Origin of the sequence: Lachnoanaerobaculum sp. OBRC5-5 (assembly GCF_000296385.1) — a bacterium.
Taxonomy (GTDB): Bacteria; Bacillota; Clostridia; order Lachnospirales; family Lachnospiraceae; genus Lachnoanaerobaculum.
Map to the genome: position 1 here is coordinate 2,461,578 of NZ_JH815185.1, position 16,562 is coordinate 2,478,139.

A 16,562-nucleotide genomic window follows, 5' to 3' on the forward strand; every position below is an offset into this window, starting at 1 on the left:
TTTATTTGAAAATTTTAAATAAAAAGTTCATTTTTCTATTGACAAATGTATTTAAGTGCAGTATCCTATTAAAGTCAGTTTTGGGTTATCGCCAAATGGTAAGGCACTGGACTCTGACTCCAGCATTTCTAGGTTCGAATCCTAGTAGCCCAGCTTTTACAACTCCCATTCAAACAATGATGTTTGTGGGAGTTTTTTAGTATATATAGACGAGGATTTTTTATGAAGAAGGTAGCACTTGCAGGGACTGAAAACTTGACAAATTATATCGATGCTTTAAAAGAAAATGATATAGAAGTTATCGCAACTCTTGATGTGGATGAAGCCATAAAATGTGACGGTCTGCTTCTTCCCGGTGGTGGAGATATAGATCCTGTTTACTATGGTGAAGAAATGAACGGTTCGGATGAGCCTGACAGAGAGCTTGATAAAGCACAAAGAGATATTTTAGATGCATTTGTAAAGGCAAAAAAGCCCATCTTAGGCATTTGCAGAGGTATGCAGCTTATAAATATATACTTTGGAGGAAGTTTACATCAGGATCTTGCAACAAGAGATATTCATACAAGAAAAAATGATAATGACAGCATACACAGTGTAAAAAGTGTAGAAGAAGGAAATTTGTTTGAAAAATTTTACGGTAAAACTTTCAATATAAACTCCGCACATCACCAAGGCGCAAAAAAACTCGGGAAAGGACTGAAGGCGGTTTTACGCTCCGAGGACGGAGTATGTGAAGCCGTTATACATGAAGAATTACCGATTATAGCTACACAGTTTCATCCTGAGAGAATGTCTTATAAACAAAGAAGAGATGATGCGGTAGTAGGTGAGGAAATTTTTGAGTATTTCAAATCTCTTTTAAAATAAGAGACAGTGAGGTAAGGTAGTCAAATGTATTCATTTAATGAAAGAATCAGATACAGTGAGTTGGGGGAGAATGGAGAGCTGTCTTTGGTAGGACTTTTGAATTTATTTCAGGACTGTTCAACATTTCAATCTGAGGACATGGGACTTGGAATAAAATATTTACAAGGGAAAAAGGAAGCCTGGTGGGTGAATTCCTGGCAGATAGATATAAGCAGATTGCCGGGACTTGCACAGAAAGTGGAAGTAGGCACATTTGCCTACAACTTTAAAAGCTTTTACGGCTATAGAAATTTCTTTTTAAAAGATGAAAACGGTGAGTTTTTGGTAAAAGCGGATTCCATATGGTTTCATTATGATTTGGACAATAAAAGACCTACCAAACCTACAGATGAAGCTTTAAAAAAGTATTTGGCAGGAAATGAGAAACGCCTCGATATGACTGAGATTGTCAGAAAATTTGATATACCGACAGAGTACGAACTCGGCAAGGAAATTGTGGTAAGCAAGAATGATTTGGATACAAATCATCATATGAATAATGCGGTATATGTAAGTAAAGCAAAAAATATTATTGAAGAAGATTTCAAAGTAAAAAAAATAAGTGTACAATACAAGAAGGCGGCCGTATTGAATGATGTGATTTTACCTAGAATTACAAAGAATGAAAATTCATATATTGTAAATCTGGCAGATCCAAAGGGAGATACATATGCTATCGCCAGATTTGAATATTAAGGGGGATTTATGGAATTAGGAAAAATACAGAGCCTGAAAGTTGACAGAAAGAAAGATTTCGGTGTATATCTTACAGACGGGAACGGTGAAGAAGTACTTTTGCCTATGAAGGAAGTACCGGAAGGCTGTGAAGTGGGAAGTGAGATAGAAGTATTTGTATATCGTGACAGTAAAGACAGACTTATTGCGACTACAAGAAGACCTAAAATTTTGGTTGGAGAAGTCGGAAGACTACTTGTAAAATCTACAACAGGAATAGGAGCGTTTCTTGATATAGGACTTGAAAGAGATGTGCTTTTACCTTTTAAGGAGACTGTGAATAAGGTAAAAGAGGGTGATGAGATACTTGTATATCTTTATGTAGATAAGAGTAACAGACTTGCGGCCAGTGCAAAGGTCTATTCACATCTTTCACCGAACAGTCCGTATAAAAAGGACGATGAAGTTGTCGGAACGGTATTTGAAATCAAAAAGATGGGTATATTTGTAGCGGTAGACGACAAGTACAACGGCATGATACCGCCAAATGAGAGTTTTGAGGACATCAAAATCGGTGACAGACTTGATATGAGAGTTATAAGAGTAAGAGAAGACGGAAAGCTTGACTTGAGTCCGAGAAAAAAGGCTTACAGACAGCTGCTTACCGATGCGGATATTCTTTACAATATAATTGAGAGTAGAGGCGGAAGCTTAGGTTTTGATGAGAGCGTTTCTCCCGATAGAATAAAGGCGGAGCTTAAGCTTAGTAAGAATGCTTTCAAAAGAGCGGTAGGACATCTTTTAAAAGAAGGCAAAATAGAAATAGCGGACGGAGACATCAAATGTCTTTAATTGATGATGTAATAAACAAAGCAAAAGAATATGTCGGTGTTACTGAAGATCCGCCGGAAAGCAATAATGTAGTATTTAACACAGATTATTACGGGCAGGAAGTATATGACGGCAGTGTGGCAACATATCCATGGTGTGTGACTTTTCTTTGGGATATTTTCAGGATGGCCGGAGTGGAACATGTTTTTTGTGACGGAATGAAGACAGCCTCCACGGAAAGCGTATACAGTTATTACAAAAATAAAAATATGCTTTTTGATAAGGGACAAAGAGGAGATATCATTCTTATTCTGACTGCAGAGGCATCAAAATCAAGAAGAGTAAATCATGCGGGAATTGTAATTTCGGCAAACAGAGACGGTACATATGAAACAATAGAGGGCAATACCGGCAGCGGAAATATCGCAAACGGCGGTATGGTAATGACAAGAAAGAGAAGCTTTGAAGGGAAAGGCTATACAATAGTGGGGTTTGCAAGGCCCGGCTATGAAAAAAAGTCAGTTAAACAAAGCTCTACCGATACAGGAGTTAATGAAATTCCCATAAGTGCAAGACTTACAGTTACAGGAAGCGGTGTAAGAGTCAGAAACGCACCGAATACCTCATCTTCCATAGTAAAAAACTTAAGTGAAGGGGAAAAGCTGAAGGCTGTAGGCAGAATTGCAAGCAGATATAATCCATGGTTTCATATATCCGAAGGCTATATAAGCGGAAACTTTGTAAGGGGCTGGATAAAGGATTACAATGATAATAACAGATGGTGGTATGTGGACAAGGACTACAAATATGCCAAAGCGGAGTGGAAAACTATTGAAGGAAAGGATTACTGCTTCGGTAAGGACTACTATCTGTTTGTAAAATGCTATATCAAGTCGGCTATAAACGGTACTTATTATTGGGTGGATGATGACGGTGTTTATCAAAAGCGATATGATACCGAAAGCCCAAGTAGAAAATACAGAATAGTGGAAAATTATAAGAATGAGAATGCTTATAAGGTATAAAAAAAGGTCCGGCAGTTTAATGCCGGATCTTTTTTAGGTAAATATATTTTATTCACCCTGATACATGAATTTTATTATTCTTTCAACGTCTTCTTTATCATGTGCTACAAGATCAAGTTCCTTGATATAGCCGTTTGAAAAGATGTTTGCCATTGAAAGATACTGTGTAAGCTTACTCTTAAGGTTGATTCTGTCACCTTCAGGGGAAACAAGCTCAACTGTTCCTTTGCATTCATCGATTACTTTGAAAAAAGCATCAACGTCTTTGATATTTTGTACTTTCACATAAACCTCCATACAAATATATTTTTCTACAGTATAGCAAAATAGATATGCAGAGTAAAGAAGTGAATTTCTTAGATATGGCAGAAGTGAATTTCTTAGATATGGCAAATATAAGTTTATTGTGCTACAATAGGCAGATGTTACAAGGTAACATAATATAAGTATTTCAATAATGGAGACGGAAATGCAGATAATAATTGTAGGCTGCGGTAAGGTTGGTTCGACTATCGCGGAGCAACTTAGTGCAGAAGGACATGATATAACAATAGTTGATACAGATGAAGCGGTTGTAAAGGCTTTGGCGGCCAGACTTGATATAATGGGTGTTACAGGAAACGGAGCGACACATAGTATATTGGAGGAAGCCGGAATAGAAGATTCGGATCTATTGATTGCAGTTACAGAATCGGATGAGTTAAACCTTCTGTGCTGCATGGTAGGAAAAAAGGCCGGAGCGGAACATACCATAGCCAGAGTAAGAAATCCTGAGTACAGTCAGGACATCGGATTTATGAAAAAAGAACTTGGACTTGCTATGACTATCAATCCTGAGTATGCGGCTTCTACAGAAATGGCAAGACTTTTAAGGTTCCCTTCGGCTATAGAAATAGATACTTTCGGAAGAGGAAGAGTGGAGCTTTTGGAATATAAGATACCTGAGGGCAATATACTTGTCGGAAAGAGCCTTATAGATGTCGGAAGAAATATAAAGTCGGATGTACTTATATGTGCGGTGGAAAGAGAAGAGGAGGTAATTATACCAAATGGTGGCTTTGTACTGCAAAACGGAGATATTGTAAGTATTGTGGCCTCCACAGAAAATGCAAAAGACTTCTTTAAGAAAGTCGGATGCAACAGTAGCGGTGTAAGAGATACCATGATAGTCGGTGGAGGAACGATCGCCTACTACCTGGCAAAGCAGCTCTTACCTCTTGGAATAAAAGTAAAGATAATAGAAAAATCCTATGAAAGATGTGAGGAACTTTCCGCAATGCTTCCGAATGCGGTCATCATCCACGGCGATGCGGCTGATAAGGATGTATTATTGGAGGAGGGAATAGAGAAATGTTCATCCTTTGTTTCGCTTACCGGAATTGATGAGGAGAATGCATTCCTTTCACTTTATGCAAAGAGTGTTTCAAATGCCAAAATAGTTACAAAGATAAATCGTATTGCATTTGATGATATTATAGAGAAGTTCGATCTTGGAAGTATGATCTATCCTAAGCATATCACGGCGGAATATATTGTAAGATACGTAAGAGGATTACAAAACAGTGTAGGAAGCAATAATGTCGAGGCACTTTATAGGATTATACATGGCAAGGTAGAAGCTTTGGAGTTTTATATAAAGGAAGATTCCGGTATGACAGGTGCCACCTTGGAGGCATTGCCTATAAGAGAAGGTGTACTTGTTGCCGGTATTATCAGAGACGGAAAAGTGATGATACCTAACGGTAAGTCAACATTACAAAGAAATGATTCTGTTATTATAATAACAAGAATTACGGGTATGCAAAATTTAGAGGATATATTAAAGTAATGAACTATTCAATTATATTATATATAGTGGGAAAGGTGATGATGCTGGAGTCTGCCTGTTTTTTGATACCGGCGGTAACATCACTTATATACGGTGAACATGAGGGCATGGCGTACTTGGTTGTAGGTGCGGTGTCTGCAATTATAGGATACCTTATTTCAAGTAAGAAAAAATTTGAAAATGTTTTCTTTGCAAGAGAAGGTTTTGTAATGGTTGCACTCTCATGGATAGTACTCAGTGTGGTGGGAGCAATTCCCTTTGTACTTACAGGTGAGATTCCGAATATGGTAGATGCTTTATTTGAAACGGTATCAGGATTTACCACCACGGGTGCCAGTATACTTGAAGATGTGGAGAGCCTCAGCCATACATCACTTATCTGGAGAAGCTTTACACACTGGGTAGGCGGTATGGGTGTTATTGTGTTACTTCTTGCGATACTTCCTATGGCAGGCGGCTACAATATGCATCTTATGAAGGCGGAGAGCCCGGGACCTGTAGTCGGAAAACTTGTTCCAAGGCTTAGAGATACTGCAAAGATTCTTTATCTTATATATCTGGTAATGACGGTTATAGAGTTTGTTATTTTACTTGTTGTAAAGATGCCTGTATTTGATGCCCTCTGTATTACCTTCGGTACGGCAGGTACGGGAGGTTTCGGTATAAAGGCGGACAGCCTTGGAAGTTATTCCTATGCGATACAGGTGGTGGTGACCGTCTTTATGATACTTTTCGGTGTTAACTTTAATGCTTACTTCTTACTGCTTGGAAAGCATAAAAAAGATGCCTTTAAGATAGAAGAGGTGAGATGGTATTTCGGAATAATTTTTGCCGCAATTATTATTATCACAATAAATATCAGAGGATATTTTGAAAATATTTTGATAGCACTAAACCATGCGGCATTCCAGGTGGGATCGATTATTACCACCACAGGATATTCAACCACAGACTTTGATCTTTGGCCGCAGCTTTCAAGAAATGTAATAATCTTCCTTATGATGTGCGGTGCCTGTGCCGGAAGTACAGGTGGTGGAATTAAGGTTTCAAGAATTATAGTTATGTTAAAATCTGTATTTCAGGAGATTGGTTACTATATTCATCCAAGAGGTGTAAAAACTATAAAGATGGACGGTAAGGTACTTGAAAAGCCGGTACTTAACAATATAAGAGTATTTATGCTCACATATATTATGATATATGTAATATCAATGTTTTTACTATCACTCAATAATTTTGACTTTGAAACCAATTTTACAGCCATAGCGGCTACATTCAACAATATAGGTCCGGGACTTGCTAAGGTGGGACCTATGGCAAACTTCAATATATATTCATATTTTTCAAAGCTGGTGCTTACATTTGATATGTTGGCGGGAAGACTTGAGTTATATCCGATGCTTCTTTTATTCAGCCCCGGAGTATGGAGAATAGGAAAAGATAAATAATTTTATTTTTAAAGCACTTGCAAAATCTTTGCAGGTGCTTTATAATTCCTACTAATATGATAGGAAAGAGGAAATAAAGATACAATGATTGAACTGAAAAATGTTACAAAGACTTTCAGTGCAGGAAGTAATACGGTTCATGCGGTGAAAGATGTATCTTTAGTGATAGAAAAGGGAGAGATATTCGGAATTATTGGATTTTCCGGCGCGGGAAAATCCACACTTGTAAGATGTATAAATCTTTTGGAAAGACCGAACTCGGGAAAAGTATTTGTAGACGACAAGGATCTGACAGCCCTTTCAGCTAGAGATTTAAGAAAAGCAAGAAAAAAAATCGGAATGATTTTCCAGCACTTTAATTTGATGCCGTCAAGGACGGTAGCCGATAATGTAGAATATTCACTTTTTGGAAGCGGACTTACAAAGGCTCAAAAAAAGGCTAAGGTCAGAGAACTCTTGGCACTTGTAGATATAGCGGATAAAGAAAATTCATATCCGAGTCAGCTCTCGGGAGGTCAAAAGCAAAGAGTGGCGATAGCCAGGGCTCTTGCAAACGATCCTAAGGTACTTTTATGTGACGAGGCGACATCGGCACTCGATCCTCAGACCACGGCTTCCATTTTGGAACTTTTGCAAAGTCTTAATAAAAAGCTCGGAATCACAATAGTGGTCATTACACATGAGATGGCTGTTGTAAAGCAGATCTGTGACAGAGTGGCGGTAATGGAAAACGGTAATGTAGTGGAAGAAGGAGATGTATTCTCAATATTTGCAAACCCTAAACATCAGATTACCAAGGACTTTATAAAGACCACCTCAAATCTTCAAAAGATAGAGGGACTTATAGCATCAGGCTCTGATGTGGTTAAGTTAAGTCCCGGAGAAGTTATACTTAGACTCAGTTATAAGAAAGCCAATACTTCGGAGGCTCTGATTTCGGAAGTTTCCAGAAAGTTTAATATAAATCTTAATATAATATATGCGGATGTGGAAATAGTAAAAGGAGCACCTATAGGAGGAACCGTGGCGATAGTCAGCGGAGAAAAGGCCGATATAGATGCCGCTATCAAGCATTTGCACGATAAGGAAGTAGGAGTGGAGGTGATAAAGGATGAAAGAATTTTTACACATTCTCTTACCAAACATATCGGCTAAACCGAATGAACTTATCGAAGCTACTTTACAAACTTTGAATATGATGGTATTATCAGGTGCAATTTCACTTTTATTCGGTCTTATATTCGGAGTTATGATAGTTGTGACCGCACCGAAGGGGATACTTAAGAATGCATTTATTTATAATATATTAGATAAGCTTATCAATGTGTTCAGATCAATACCTTTTGTAATACTTCTTGCGGCTCTTATACCTTTTACAAGAATGGTGGTAGGAACTGCAATAGGAACAAAGGGTGCGATACTTCCTTTGGTATTCGGTACTGTACCTTTCTTTACAAGACAGATTGAAAGTGCATTGCATGAAGTGGACAACGGCCTGATAGAAGCGGCACAGAGTATGGGTTCATCACCTATAGAGATTATTTTCAGAGTGTATTTAAGAGAAAGTATGACGGGAATTATCAGAGGTGTACAGATTACATTTATATCACTTTTGGGACTTACAGCGATGGCCGGAGCTATAGGCGGTGGAGGTCTTGGAGACTTTGCCATAAGATACGGACATCAAAGAAATCAGACTGATGTAACCTATGTAACGGTAATCATTATACTTGTAATGGTAAGCTTGATACAGGGCATTGGAAACAGAGCAATAAAGAAAAACACACATTAACAGGATTTTATGCAGTGATTTGATTATATTCGGAGCACTGATAAAATATATATATAATCATAAGGAGGTTAATTATGAGAAAATTAAGTAAATTATTGGCAGTAGGCGCTATTTTAACTTTGGGACTTACTGCATGCGGTTCAAGTCAGAAGGCGGATACAAGTGCAGAGAGTACAAAGGCTGATGCAAGTCAGAAGATGGAAGAAAGCACTAAAGCGGGGGAGAGCGCTAAGACAGAAGGCGATACAACAATCAAAATCGGTGTTGTAGGTGAGAACAACGAGCAGTGGACTCCTGTAATAGATGCTATGGCAAAAGAAGGCATCACTGTAGAGCTTGTAAAGTTTGCAGACTATTCATTGCCGAACAGAGCTTTAAATGACGGAGAGATCGATTTAAATGCTTTCCAGCACAAGGCATATCTTGCAAATGATATAAAGGATAACGGATATAAGATTGAGGCAATCGGTGATACAATCGTTGCACCTCTTGGAGTATATTCAAAGAAGATTACCGACCTTTCAGAGTTAAAGGACGGCGACACAATTGCAATCCCAAGTGATGCTACAAACGGCGGTAGAGCTTTAAAGGTACTTGAGAGTGCAGGAGTTATCAAAGTAAATCCTGATGCCGGATATACACCTACACTCAGCGATATTACAGAGAATCCTAAGAATATCAAGTTTACAGAAGTAGAGGCTGCAAATACACCAAGTCTTTTACCTGATGTGGCTGCCGCAGTAATCAACGGCGGACATGCTGTAGACAACGGTTTAAATCCTGAGAACGATTCTATCTTCCTTGAGAAGGTACAGGAGGGAACAGACAATCCGTATGTAAATGTTATTGTTGCAAGAACTGAGGACAAGGACAATGAGAATTACAAAAAGATTGTAAAGGCATATCAGAGTGATGATGTGAAGAAAGTCATTGAAGACGTATATAAGGGTGCTTATTTACCTGCATGGAAATAATTTTCTCTAAAAAATAAAAAAGAGCTGTCGTATATTTCAAAAGTCGGAATATACGGCGGCTTTTTTTATAAGAATACCGGCTCCGGACAGAGTTCATATATTGTTCATATCTAATTCAAAAACCTTTTACATAAAAAACAAACTTTAGCCACTTTTGTTTTCTATAATACAAAACATAGACGAGAGATAGCGAGTCTATAAAAATAAAAGATTTTTTTCATAATACTCGAGCCGATACATTCGGCTCTCCTCCCAAAAAATACAAGCCGACAGAGATGTCGGCTTTTATATATTAAAAAAAAGATTGCGAAATGAATATAGTTTTGCAATCTTTTTGTGTTGAAGCTTAAATAAGAAGTAACTTTAACAATTAATTTTAATATATTTTAGAGAAAAATATTGACAGCTATTACGGATTATGATATATTACAGTTAAAGATATATAGAAAAGTGTAATAACATAAAACGTAATATTCAAAATCCGAACAATTAGAAGGAGGGAATATGGGTAGGTTATCAAACAGCGGGGCGTTGACAGAGTCCATTTATTACATCTTACTCAGGCTGCATAGGAAAGCACATGGATATGCACTTATGAAGGATATAATGGAGATGACAGATGGGCGTGTAAATCTGGGAGCCGGAACATTATACGGAGCACTCGACACATTACAAAAAAAAGGCTGGATAAAACAGACTGATGAACAGTCAATGGATAGAAAGATTGAGTATATTATAACGGATGAGGGTAAAGAATATTTTGAAAAAGAAATTTCAAGATTGGAGGAATTACTCTCAAATGCAAGAAAGTTAAAGGAGGCGTAAGATGAAGTCTACAGTTAAAAAAGTTTTTTTGGATATAAGCGAGGAAGAGAATTGGCTGAATGAACAGGGAGAACAGGGAAAGATGCTTATAGGATACTCTAACGGCATATATGAGTTTGAAGATGTTTCTCCGGCAAAATTTCAATATAAAATAGATATCCCGAATTATATGGGTAAAAGCAGAAAGGAATATTTAAAGTTTTTGGAGCAGACCGGTATCAGTGTGATTACAGAATATGCCGGCAGAGTGTATTTGAGAAAAAATAAAGCAGATGGAGAATTGGAACTTTATACCGAGAGCAAGGAGGTAGATAATCAAATGAAAAAGCGATATTCATTTTTTATAAGTATTGGTGTATCACAATTTATCTTAGGAGTATTTTTATTTATTCAAATGTTTAACTATATTAATGAAAAGAATGCACCTTTTTGGATACTGCTTGTATTTGGGCTTGGATTTATGATTTCCGGAATAATATTTTTTACTACAGGTATTTGTAAGCAAAAGAAAAATTTAAACAGTGATGTGGACAGAGATATTTGGGAATAAAATTATTAACCCCTCAGATTCGTTTTTCGGATTTGAGGGGTTTTTTGTCTGTAAATATTGTGTAAAAATCATATTTGATATTTATTGACAATTATCATTATAAAATATAAACTTGCATGATAGCGTAAAATTATGAGAGGATGGATTTATTATCCAAATTAGATATATGGATCAGTTTGCAAGAACACAGCTTTTGCTGGGAGAAAAAGCCATGGAAAAGCTGAAAAATTCAAGAGTTGCCGTATTTGGAGTCGGAGGAGTCGGAGGATACAGTGTAGAGGCACTGGCAAGGTCAGGAGTGGGAGCTATTGATATTATAGATGATGATAAGGTATGTCTTACAAATATTAACAGACAGATAATAGCGGATACAAAAAGTATCGGAAAATATAAGGTGGATGTGGCAAAGGAGAGGATATTGAGTATTAACCCAAAGTGTAAGGTTACCACTTACAGATGCTTTTATTTGCCGGAGAATGCATCCGAATTTGATTTTTCAAATTATGATTATGTGATAGATGCGGTTGATACGGTCACTGCCAAGATAAACCTCGTAATGCAGGCAAATGAAAGTAATGTAAAGATAATAAGCAGTATGGGTGCGGGAAATAAGCTCGACCCTACAGGCTTTATTGTGAGCGATATATATAAGACAAGTGTTTGCCCGCTTGCAAAGGTTATGAGGCGTGAGCTTAAGAAAAGAAATATAAAAAAGCTTAAGGTGGTATATTCAAAAGAAGCGCCTATAGTACCTTTTGAGGATGAAAGTATAAGTTGCAGTTCTCACTGTGTATGTCCTCCGGGAACTGAGAGAAAATGTACTGACAGAAGATCGATCCCGGGTTCCGTTGCTTTTGTCCCTTCTGTTGTGGGACTTATAATAGCCGGAGAAGTAATAAAGGATTTGATAAAGGATGTTACGGAATAAGTATCATCAATTAAATAATATTTTGAGAGGGAAATATGATTGAAACTATTACGAAGCTGAACGCGGCTCTAAGCGGGTTCATATGGGGTGTGCCGGCAATGATAGCTCTTATGGGTGTAGGCATATTCTTAAGTATCAGGACAGGATTTTTACAGATAAGAAAATTCAGATATATAATGAAGACCACTGTCGGTAGAATTTTTAAGAAAAGAGATGTAGCAGACGGTGCACTTTCTCCTTTCCAAGCTGCTACTACGGCACTTGCGGCCACAGTGGGAACAGGAAATATCGCAGGTGTTGCAGGTGCCATATCAATAGGCGGTCCGGGAAGTGTATTCTGGATGTGGATATCCGCAATACTTGGAATGTGTACAAAATTCGCGGAGGTTACTCTTGCCGTATATTTCAGAAAAACAAATAAGCATGGAGATCTTGTAGGAGGACCGATGTATTATATTCAAAACGGTCTTTCAAAAAGATGGCTGTTTTTGGCTTACTTATTTGCAACATTCGGTACTCTTACGGTATTCGGAACAGGAAATGCCACTCAGGTAAATACGATTACGGCAGCTATAAATGTAGCACTTGAAGGATATGGAATAGTAAAACCGGGTGGACATGAGATGATAAACTTGGTCATAGGAATCATTGTAACCCTACTTGTGGGACTGGTTTTACTCGGCGGTATCAAAAGAATAGGATCGGTGACTGAAAAGCTTGTACCCTTCATGGCGCTTATATATGTAATATTGGCACTTGGAGTTGTTTTTCTAAACATAAACAGATTACCTGAGGTCTTTGGAAGTATTATATACGGAGCGTTCAATCCGAGAGCGGTCACCGGAGGTATTATAGGAAGCTTCTTTTTAAGCATGAAAAAGGGAGTGTCCAGAGGTATATTCTCAAATGAGGCGGGACTTGGAACAGGCCCTATTGCACATGCATCGGCAGATACAGGAAAACCGGTAAAACAGGGATTTTTCGGAATATTTGAAGTGTTTGCCGATACCATAGTTATATGTACACTTACAGCTTTGGTAATACTTTGCTCGGGAGTAACTATTCCTTTCGGTTCGCCTTCAGGTGCCGAACTTACCATAGGCGGATTTATAAAGACATACGGTAACGGAGTATCAATATTTACAGCAATAGCTATGTGCTCATTTGCTTTCTCAACAATTATAGGATGGGGACTTTACGGTGCAAGATGCATAGAGTTCTTACTCAGTGAAAAGGTTATAAAGCCTTTTATGGTGGTATATTCTTTGACTGCAATAGTAGGTGCTACGATGGACCTCGGGCTTTTATGGGATATATCGGAGACTTTTAACGGACTTATGGCTATACCTAACCTTATAGCACTATTCCTACTTTCAAATGTAGTGGTTAAGCTGACAAAGGAATATTTTGAGACTGAGGGAAAAGAAAAATAAAAAACACTTGACAATAAAATAAGATTGTGTAAAATATAATCATAAGCTATTTAAGAAAAGATTCGGAGGAGAAAAAGTTATGGCAGTAAAGACAATTACAAGTGAGAATTTTGAAGCGGAAGTTTTAAACGCAAAAGAACCTGTATTGGTAGATATTTGGGCACCATGGTGCGGTCCATGTAAGATGCTTTCACCTATAGTTGATGAAGTGGCTGAGGAGGCGGAAGGTTTCTCGGTAGCTAAGATCAATGCGGATGAGAATCCTGATTTGGTAAACAAGTTCCATGTTATGTCAATACCTACACTTTTGGTATTCAAAAACGGTGAAGTTGTAAACAAGTCGGTAGGTCTTATAACAAAGGATGAAGTAAAGGCTTTGTTGGCATAATAGTAGCTGATTAAGAGCGGTATCGCATATTCAGATACATTTACATTAAAGAAAGAAGTGATTATATGTACGATATAGTAGTAGTGGGCGCCGGAACAGCCGGATTGTCAGCTGCAATATACGGAGTAAGAGCGGGAAAATCGGTACTCGTACTTGAGGGCGCATCTTATGGAGGACAGATAATAAATACTCCTGAGATAGAAAATTATCCTGCTATCAAGAAAACTTCAGGATTTGAATTTGCCACAGATTTATTTAATCAGGCAAAAGATCTGGGTGCTGAAGTAAAATATGAAAAGGTGGTTGGCATCAGCCTTGAAGGTAATATAAAGAAAGTAAAGACTGAAAAGGAAATTTATGATGCAAAGTCGGTAATACTTGCTACCGGCGCAAAGAACAGACCTCTCGGACTTCCTAATGAGAAAAAATTGGTTGGTTCAGGCATATCATACTGTGCAACCTGTGACGGAATGTTTTACAGAGACAGAGTTGTTGCTGTGAACGGTGGAGGTAATACAGCCATAGAGGATGCTACATTCTTGGCCAATGTTGCAAAGAAAGTATATGTGATACATCGTAGAGACGAGTTCAGAGCTGAGGAAGCTGTAGTTGCGGCTTTAAAGAAGAAAGACAATGTAGAGTTTGTTTTAAACTCAAATATTGTGGAGATAAAGGAAGAGTCCTTTGCAGTTACAGGAGTAGTTGTAGAAGATAAAAATACCGGTGAAAAAAGAGAGATTGCAGTGGACGGACTCTTTGTAGCAATAGGTCAGGTACCTGATAATGCGGCCTTTGCAGATGTAGTAGAGCTTGATAAGGCAGGTTATATCGTATCAGGTGAAGACTGTAAGACAAAGACGGAAGGCGTATTTGCGGCAGGAGACGGCAGAACAAAGGAAGTACGCCAGCTTGTAACTGCAGCGGGAGACGGTGCGGTAGCAGGAATTGCAGCGGCAAAATATGTGGAAACACTTAATATATAGTTAGGAGAAAAGATATGAATATATATGATTTTAAAGCAAAGAACAACAAGGGCGAGGAAGTAAGCCTTAGTGATTATAAGAACAAGGTAGTGCTTATAATAAACTCTGCAACAGAGTGTGGATTTACACCACAGTATGAGCAGTTACAAAAGCTCTATGCAGACTATCAGGATAAGGATTTCGTGATACTTGATTTCCCATGTAATCAGTTCGGACATCAGGCACCGGGAAGTGATGAGGAGATTGCTAAGTTCTGCAGTTCAAGATTCGGTGTAACTTTCCCGTTGTTCTCAAAAGTAGAAGTAAACGGTGACGGAGCTTGTGAGTTATTTAAGTATCTTAAGAGCGAGAAAGGTTTTGCAGGCTGGGGCGCAGACAATGATATGTCAAAGCTTCTTACAAAGATGCTTGGTGAGGCCGATCCCGACTATGCAAGCAAGCCTGATATCAAGTGGAACTTTACAAAATTCCTTATCGACAAGAACGGAAATGTTGTAAGAAGATTTGAGCCTACAGAAGGTGTTGAAGTAGTAGAAGAGGCTGTAAAAAAATTAATCTAATATAGAAAAGACAGGGGAGCGTTTATGAAAATAAAGGCTCCTTAAAGTCTTTTAAAAGAAAGAGGGAATATTAAAATGGCGGATAAGTACGACTCACTTAAACTGGAAAATCAACTTTGCTTTCCACTGTATGCCTGCTCAAAGGAAATAGTAAGAAGATATAAAGTATATCTTGATAAGCTTGATCTTACATATACACAGTATATTGTAATGATGGTAATGTGGGAAGATAAGGAATTGAATGTAAAAGAGTTGGGAGATAAACTCTTCCTTGACTCAGGTACACTTACACCTGTATTAAAGAAGCTTGAATCAAAGGGTTATGTTACAAGAGAACGTTCAAAGATAGATGAGAGAACACTTATAGTTACATTGACAAAAAGCGGAGAAGAACTTAGAGAAAGCGCGCTTGACATACCGGTAGGTATGAGAGGCTGTTTGAATATAAATGATGAAGAGATGGCACAGCTTCGTACCATGCTGAATAAAATTTTAAGTGAAATGGGAGATGTTGCATAGACCTTGAAAGAGCTGACAATTTGCAGCAACGGTAGTAAGAATGAGTGCAGAAAAAGAACTTTGGGACATATATGATGAAAACAAGATGCCTACAGGAGAGACTGTAGACAGATATAATCTTTCTCTAAACCCTAAACAATTTCATTTGGTTGTAATAGGAATACTCTTTACAGAGGATAAAAAAGTATTGATTACAAAACGTTCACCTGATAAGAGATATGCCGGAGGACTCTGGGAAATACCCGGAGGTGGAGTAAGAGCCGGAGAGAACTCGCAGGATGCCGTACGTAGAGAAATTTTGGAAGAAACAGGTATAAATCTTTATGACAGAGACTATGAAAAGCTGTATACCTATAAGAGGATAAATACTGAAAGCAACAGTTATTTTGTGGATATGTATTCTTATATTATATCGGAAGATGATGTGCGAAATATAAAAATGCAGGTAGAGGAAGTATCGGATTTTAAGATATTAAGTGTTCCAAAGATAAAAGAGATAGCAAAAAGAGGTGAATTCCTACATTTTGATAATGTAAAGGAAGTTTTATATAATTTATAAGATGTTTTTTTGAAGCTGCGAGAAAATCGCGGCTTTTTTGTATGAAATTTGTTATTTTATTTTGCTTCTATTTAGGGTAAACTATATGTAATATTTATTACCGGAAGAAGATTTAACTATGAAAAAGTATTTATTGCTAATAAGTAAAGGCATTGCTCTATGCTCATTTGTATTTGCACTTTTTAATGCAAATTCAGCGTGTGCTTTTATTTATCATCAGCCTGAGTTACCTGACAAAGTGAAAAAGTTGCGTAAATTTTAAGTTATGGAAAGGCTATCAAAAAAATCATACAATATGTGATCGAAAATAATATTTTTCTGGAAGATGATAAGGA

General features: G+C 37.7%; 20 protein-coding genes and 1 tRNA gene. 20 read left to right on the top strand and 1 reads right to left on the bottom strand.

Going from position 1 to position 16,562, the window contains the following annotated elements; translation table 11 throughout:
* Positions 1 to 81 precede the first annotated feature (81 nt).
* The 5 genes from HMPREF1135_RS11340 (at position 82) to HMPREF1135_RS11360 (ending at position 3,440) form a co-directional block, all read left to right on the top strand.
* Positions 82 to 153: transfer RNA gene (locus HMPREF1135_RS11340), tRNA-Gln, on the top strand.
* Positions 154 to 222: 69 nt separating this feature from the next.
* Positions 223 to 870, top strand: a complete 648-nt coding sequence (locus HMPREF1135_RS11345) for a gamma-glutamyl-gamma-aminobutyrate hydrolase family protein (protein WP_007595303.1) — start codon at positions 223 to 225, stop codon at positions 868 to 870.
* 24 nt (positions 871 to 894) lie between these two features.
* Positions 895 to 1,605, top strand: a complete 711-nt coding sequence (locus HMPREF1135_RS11350) for an acyl-[acyl-carrier-protein] thioesterase (RefSeq protein WP_007595305.1) — start codon at positions 895 to 897, stop codon at positions 1,603 to 1,605.
* A 9-nt stretch (positions 1,606 to 1,614) separates the two neighbouring features.
* A complete protein-coding gene (locus HMPREF1135_RS11355) occupies positions 1,615 to 2,436 on the top strand; it encodes a CvfB family protein (protein ID WP_007595307.1) in 822 nt (273 codons plus the stop codon).
* Positions 2,427 to 3,440 (top strand): SH3 domain-containing protein, encoded by a 1,014-nt coding sequence (locus HMPREF1135_RS11360; protein ID WP_007595309.1) that lies wholly within the window; start codon positions 2,427 to 2,429, stop codon positions 3,438 to 3,440. The genes HMPREF1135_RS11355 and HMPREF1135_RS11360 overlap by 10 nt, the downstream gene beginning before the upstream one ends.
* A 48-nt stretch (positions 3,441 to 3,488) precedes the next feature.
* Here the strand turns inward: HMPREF1135_RS11360 and HMPREF1135_RS11365 are convergent, their stop codons facing one another.
* Complete coding sequence (locus HMPREF1135_RS11365; protein ID WP_007595311.1) at positions 3,489 to 3,725, bottom strand: hypothetical protein; 237 nt, start codon at positions 3,723 to 3,725, stop codon at positions 3,489 to 3,491.
* 184 nt (positions 3,726 to 3,909) lie between these two features.
* On the opposite strand from HMPREF1135_RS11365, the gene trkA reads away from it, so the two are divergent.
* The 15 genes from trkA (at position 3,910) to HMPREF1135_RS14470 (ending at position 16,489) form a co-directional block, all read left to right on the top strand.
* Complete coding sequence (gene trkA, locus HMPREF1135_RS11370; RefSeq protein WP_007595313.1) at positions 3,910 to 5,268, top strand: Trk system potassium transporter TrkA; 1,359 nt, start codon at positions 3,910 to 3,912, stop codon at positions 5,266 to 5,268.
* Positions 5,268 to 6,716, top strand: coding sequence for a TrkH family potassium uptake protein (locus tag HMPREF1135_RS11375; protein WP_007595315.1), 1,449 nt, complete (start codon positions 5,268 to 5,270; stop codon positions 6,714 to 6,716). The genes trkA and HMPREF1135_RS11375 overlap by 1 nt, the downstream gene beginning before the upstream one ends.
* 84 nt (positions 6,717 to 6,800) lie before the next feature.
* Positions 6,801 to 7,871: a methionine ABC transporter ATP-binding protein gene (locus HMPREF1135_RS11380; protein WP_007595317.1), complete on the top strand. Its 1,071-nt coding sequence runs from the start codon at positions 6,801 to 6,803 to the stop codon at positions 7,869 to 7,871.
* Positions 7,828 to 8,508 (top strand): methionine ABC transporter permease, encoded by a 681-nt coding sequence (locus HMPREF1135_RS11385; protein WP_007595319.1) that lies wholly within the window; start codon positions 7,828 to 7,830, stop codon positions 8,506 to 8,508. Before HMPREF1135_RS11380 ends, HMPREF1135_RS11385 begins: the two co-directional genes overlap by 44 nt.
* A 74-nt stretch (positions 8,509 to 8,582) precedes the next feature.
* Positions 8,583 to 9,482 carry a MetQ/NlpA family ABC transporter substrate-binding protein gene (locus HMPREF1135_RS11390; RefSeq protein WP_007595321.1) on the top strand — a complete coding sequence of 300 codons (900 nt, stop codon included), beginning with the start codon at positions 8,583 to 8,585 and terminating at the stop codon, positions 9,480 to 9,482.
* Positions 9,483 to 9,986: 504 nt separating this feature from the next.
* Complete coding sequence (locus tag HMPREF1135_RS11395) at positions 9,987 to 10,307, top strand: PadR family transcriptional regulator (protein WP_007595324.1); 321 nt, start codon at positions 9,987 to 9,989, stop codon at positions 10,305 to 10,307.
* 1 nt (position 10,308) lies between these two features.
* The gene (locus tag HMPREF1135_RS11400; protein WP_007595326.1) at positions 10,309 to 10,857 is read left to right on the top strand and encodes a DUF2812 domain-containing protein; all 549 of its coding nucleotides are present in this window, start codon (positions 10,309 to 10,311) and stop codon (positions 10,855 to 10,857) included.
* A gap of 166 nt (positions 10,858 to 11,023) precedes the next feature.
* Entirely contained in the window at positions 11,024 to 11,785 is a 762-nt protein-coding gene (locus tag HMPREF1135_RS11405; RefSeq protein WP_007595328.1) for a tRNA threonylcarbamoyladenosine dehydratase, read from the top strand.
* Between the two features lie 35 nt (positions 11,786 to 11,820).
* A complete protein-coding gene (locus HMPREF1135_RS11410) occupies positions 11,821 to 13,218 on the top strand; it encodes an alanine/glycine:cation symporter family protein (protein ID WP_007595329.1) in 1,398 nt (465 codons plus the stop codon).
* A gap of 79 nt (positions 13,219 to 13,297) precedes the next feature.
* Entirely contained in the window at positions 13,298 to 13,606 is a 309-nt protein-coding gene (gene trxA, locus HMPREF1135_RS11415; protein ID WP_007595330.1) for a thioredoxin, read from the top strand.
* Positions 13,607 to 13,671: 65 nt separating this feature from the next.
* Positions 13,672 to 14,589, top strand: coding sequence for an NAD(P)/FAD-dependent oxidoreductase (locus tag HMPREF1135_RS11420; RefSeq protein WP_007595336.1), 918 nt, complete (start codon positions 13,672 to 13,674; stop codon positions 14,587 to 14,589).
* Between the two features lie 14 nt (positions 14,590 to 14,603).
* Positions 14,604 to 15,149 (top strand): glutathione peroxidase, encoded by a 546-nt coding sequence (locus HMPREF1135_RS11425; RefSeq protein ID WP_007595338.1) that lies wholly within the window; start codon positions 14,604 to 14,606, stop codon positions 15,147 to 15,149.
* A gap of 75 nt (positions 15,150 to 15,224) precedes the next feature.
* On the top strand, positions 15,225 to 15,668 hold the full coding sequence (locus HMPREF1135_RS11430) for a MarR family winged helix-turn-helix transcriptional regulator (protein WP_007595340.1): 444 nt from the start codon (positions 15,225 to 15,227) through the stop codon (positions 15,666 to 15,668).
* Between the two features lie 40 nt (positions 15,669 to 15,708).
* Positions 15,709 to 16,227: an NUDIX hydrolase gene (locus HMPREF1135_RS11435; protein ID WP_007595342.1), complete on the top strand. Its 519-nt coding sequence runs from the start codon at positions 15,709 to 15,711 to the stop codon at positions 16,225 to 16,227.
* A 118-nt stretch (positions 16,228 to 16,345) separates the two neighbouring features.
* Positions 16,346 to 16,489, top strand: coding sequence for a cyclic lactone autoinducer peptide (locus HMPREF1135_RS14470; RefSeq protein WP_008749952.1), 144 nt, complete (start codon positions 16,346 to 16,348; stop codon positions 16,487 to 16,489).
* Positions 16,490 to 16,562 lie beyond the last annotated feature (73 nt).

Bases quoted from the DNA above. Each gene is read 5' to 3' on its own strand.
- HMPREF1135_RS11350 (WP_007595305.1), top strand. From the start codon at position 895: ATGTATTCATTTAATGAAAGAATCAGATACAGTGAGTTGGGGGAGAAT.
- HMPREF1135_RS14470 (WP_008749952.1), top strand. From the start codon at position 16,346: ATGAAAAAGTATTTATTGCTAATAAGTAAAGGCATTGCTCTATGCTCA.
- HMPREF1135_RS11425 (WP_007595338.1), top strand. From the start codon at position 14,604: ATGAATATATATGATTTTAAAGCAAAGAACAACAAGGGCGAGGAAGTA.
- HMPREF1135_RS11355 (WP_007595307.1), top strand. From the start codon at position 1,615: ATGGAATTAGGAAAAATACAGAGCCTGAAAGTTGACAGAAAGAAAGAT.
- HMPREF1135_RS11345 (WP_007595303.1), top strand. From the start codon at position 223: ATGAAGAAGGTAGCACTTGCAGGGACTGAAAACTTGACAAATTATATC.
- HMPREF1135_RS11390 (WP_007595321.1), top strand. From the start codon at position 8,583: ATGAGAAAATTAAGTAAATTATTGGCAGTAGGCGCTATTTTAACTTTG.
- HMPREF1135_RS11430 (WP_007595340.1), top strand. From the start codon at position 15,225: ATGGCGGATAAGTACGACTCACTTAAACTGGAAAATCAACTTTGCTTT.
- HMPREF1135_RS11395 (WP_007595324.1), top strand. From the start codon at position 9,987: ATGGGTAGGTTATCAAACAGCGGGGCGTTGACAGAGTCCATTTATTAC.
- HMPREF1135_RS11435 (WP_007595342.1), top strand. From the start codon at position 15,709: ATGAGTGCAGAAAAAGAACTTTGGGACATATATGATGAAAACAAGATG.
- HMPREF1135_RS11375 (WP_007595315.1), top strand. From the start codon at position 5,268: ATGAACTATTCAATTATATTATATATAGTGGGAAAGGTGATGATGCTG.
- HMPREF1135_RS11380 (WP_007595317.1), top strand. From the start codon at position 6,801: ATGATTGAACTGAAAAATGTTACAAAGACTTTCAGTGCAGGAAGTAAT.
- HMPREF1135_RS11360 (WP_007595309.1), top strand. From the start codon at position 2,427: ATGTCTTTAATTGATGATGTAATAAACAAAGCAAAAGAATATGTCGGT.
- HMPREF1135_RS11405 (WP_007595328.1), top strand. From the start codon at position 11,024: ATGGATCAGTTTGCAAGAACACAGCTTTTGCTGGGAGAAAAAGCCATG.
- HMPREF1135_RS11410 (WP_007595329.1), top strand. From the start codon at position 11,821: ATGATTGAAACTATTACGAAGCTGAACGCGGCTCTAAGCGGGTTCATA.
- trkA (WP_007595313.1), top strand. From the start codon at position 3,910: ATGCAGATAATAATTGTAGGCTGCGGTAAGGTTGGTTCGACTATCGCG.
- HMPREF1135_RS11420 (WP_007595336.1), top strand. From the start codon at position 13,672: ATGTACGATATAGTAGTAGTGGGCGCCGGAACAGCCGGATTGTCAGCT.
- HMPREF1135_RS11385 (WP_007595319.1), top strand. From the start codon at position 7,828: ATGAAAGAATTTTTACACATTCTCTTACCAAACATATCGGCTAAACCG.
- trxA (WP_007595330.1), top strand. From the start codon at position 13,298: ATGGCAGTAAAGACAATTACAAGTGAGAATTTTGAAGCGGAAGTTTTA.
- HMPREF1135_RS11400 (WP_007595326.1), top strand. From the start codon at position 10,309: ATGAAGTCTACAGTTAAAAAAGTTTTTTTGGATATAAGCGAGGAAGAG.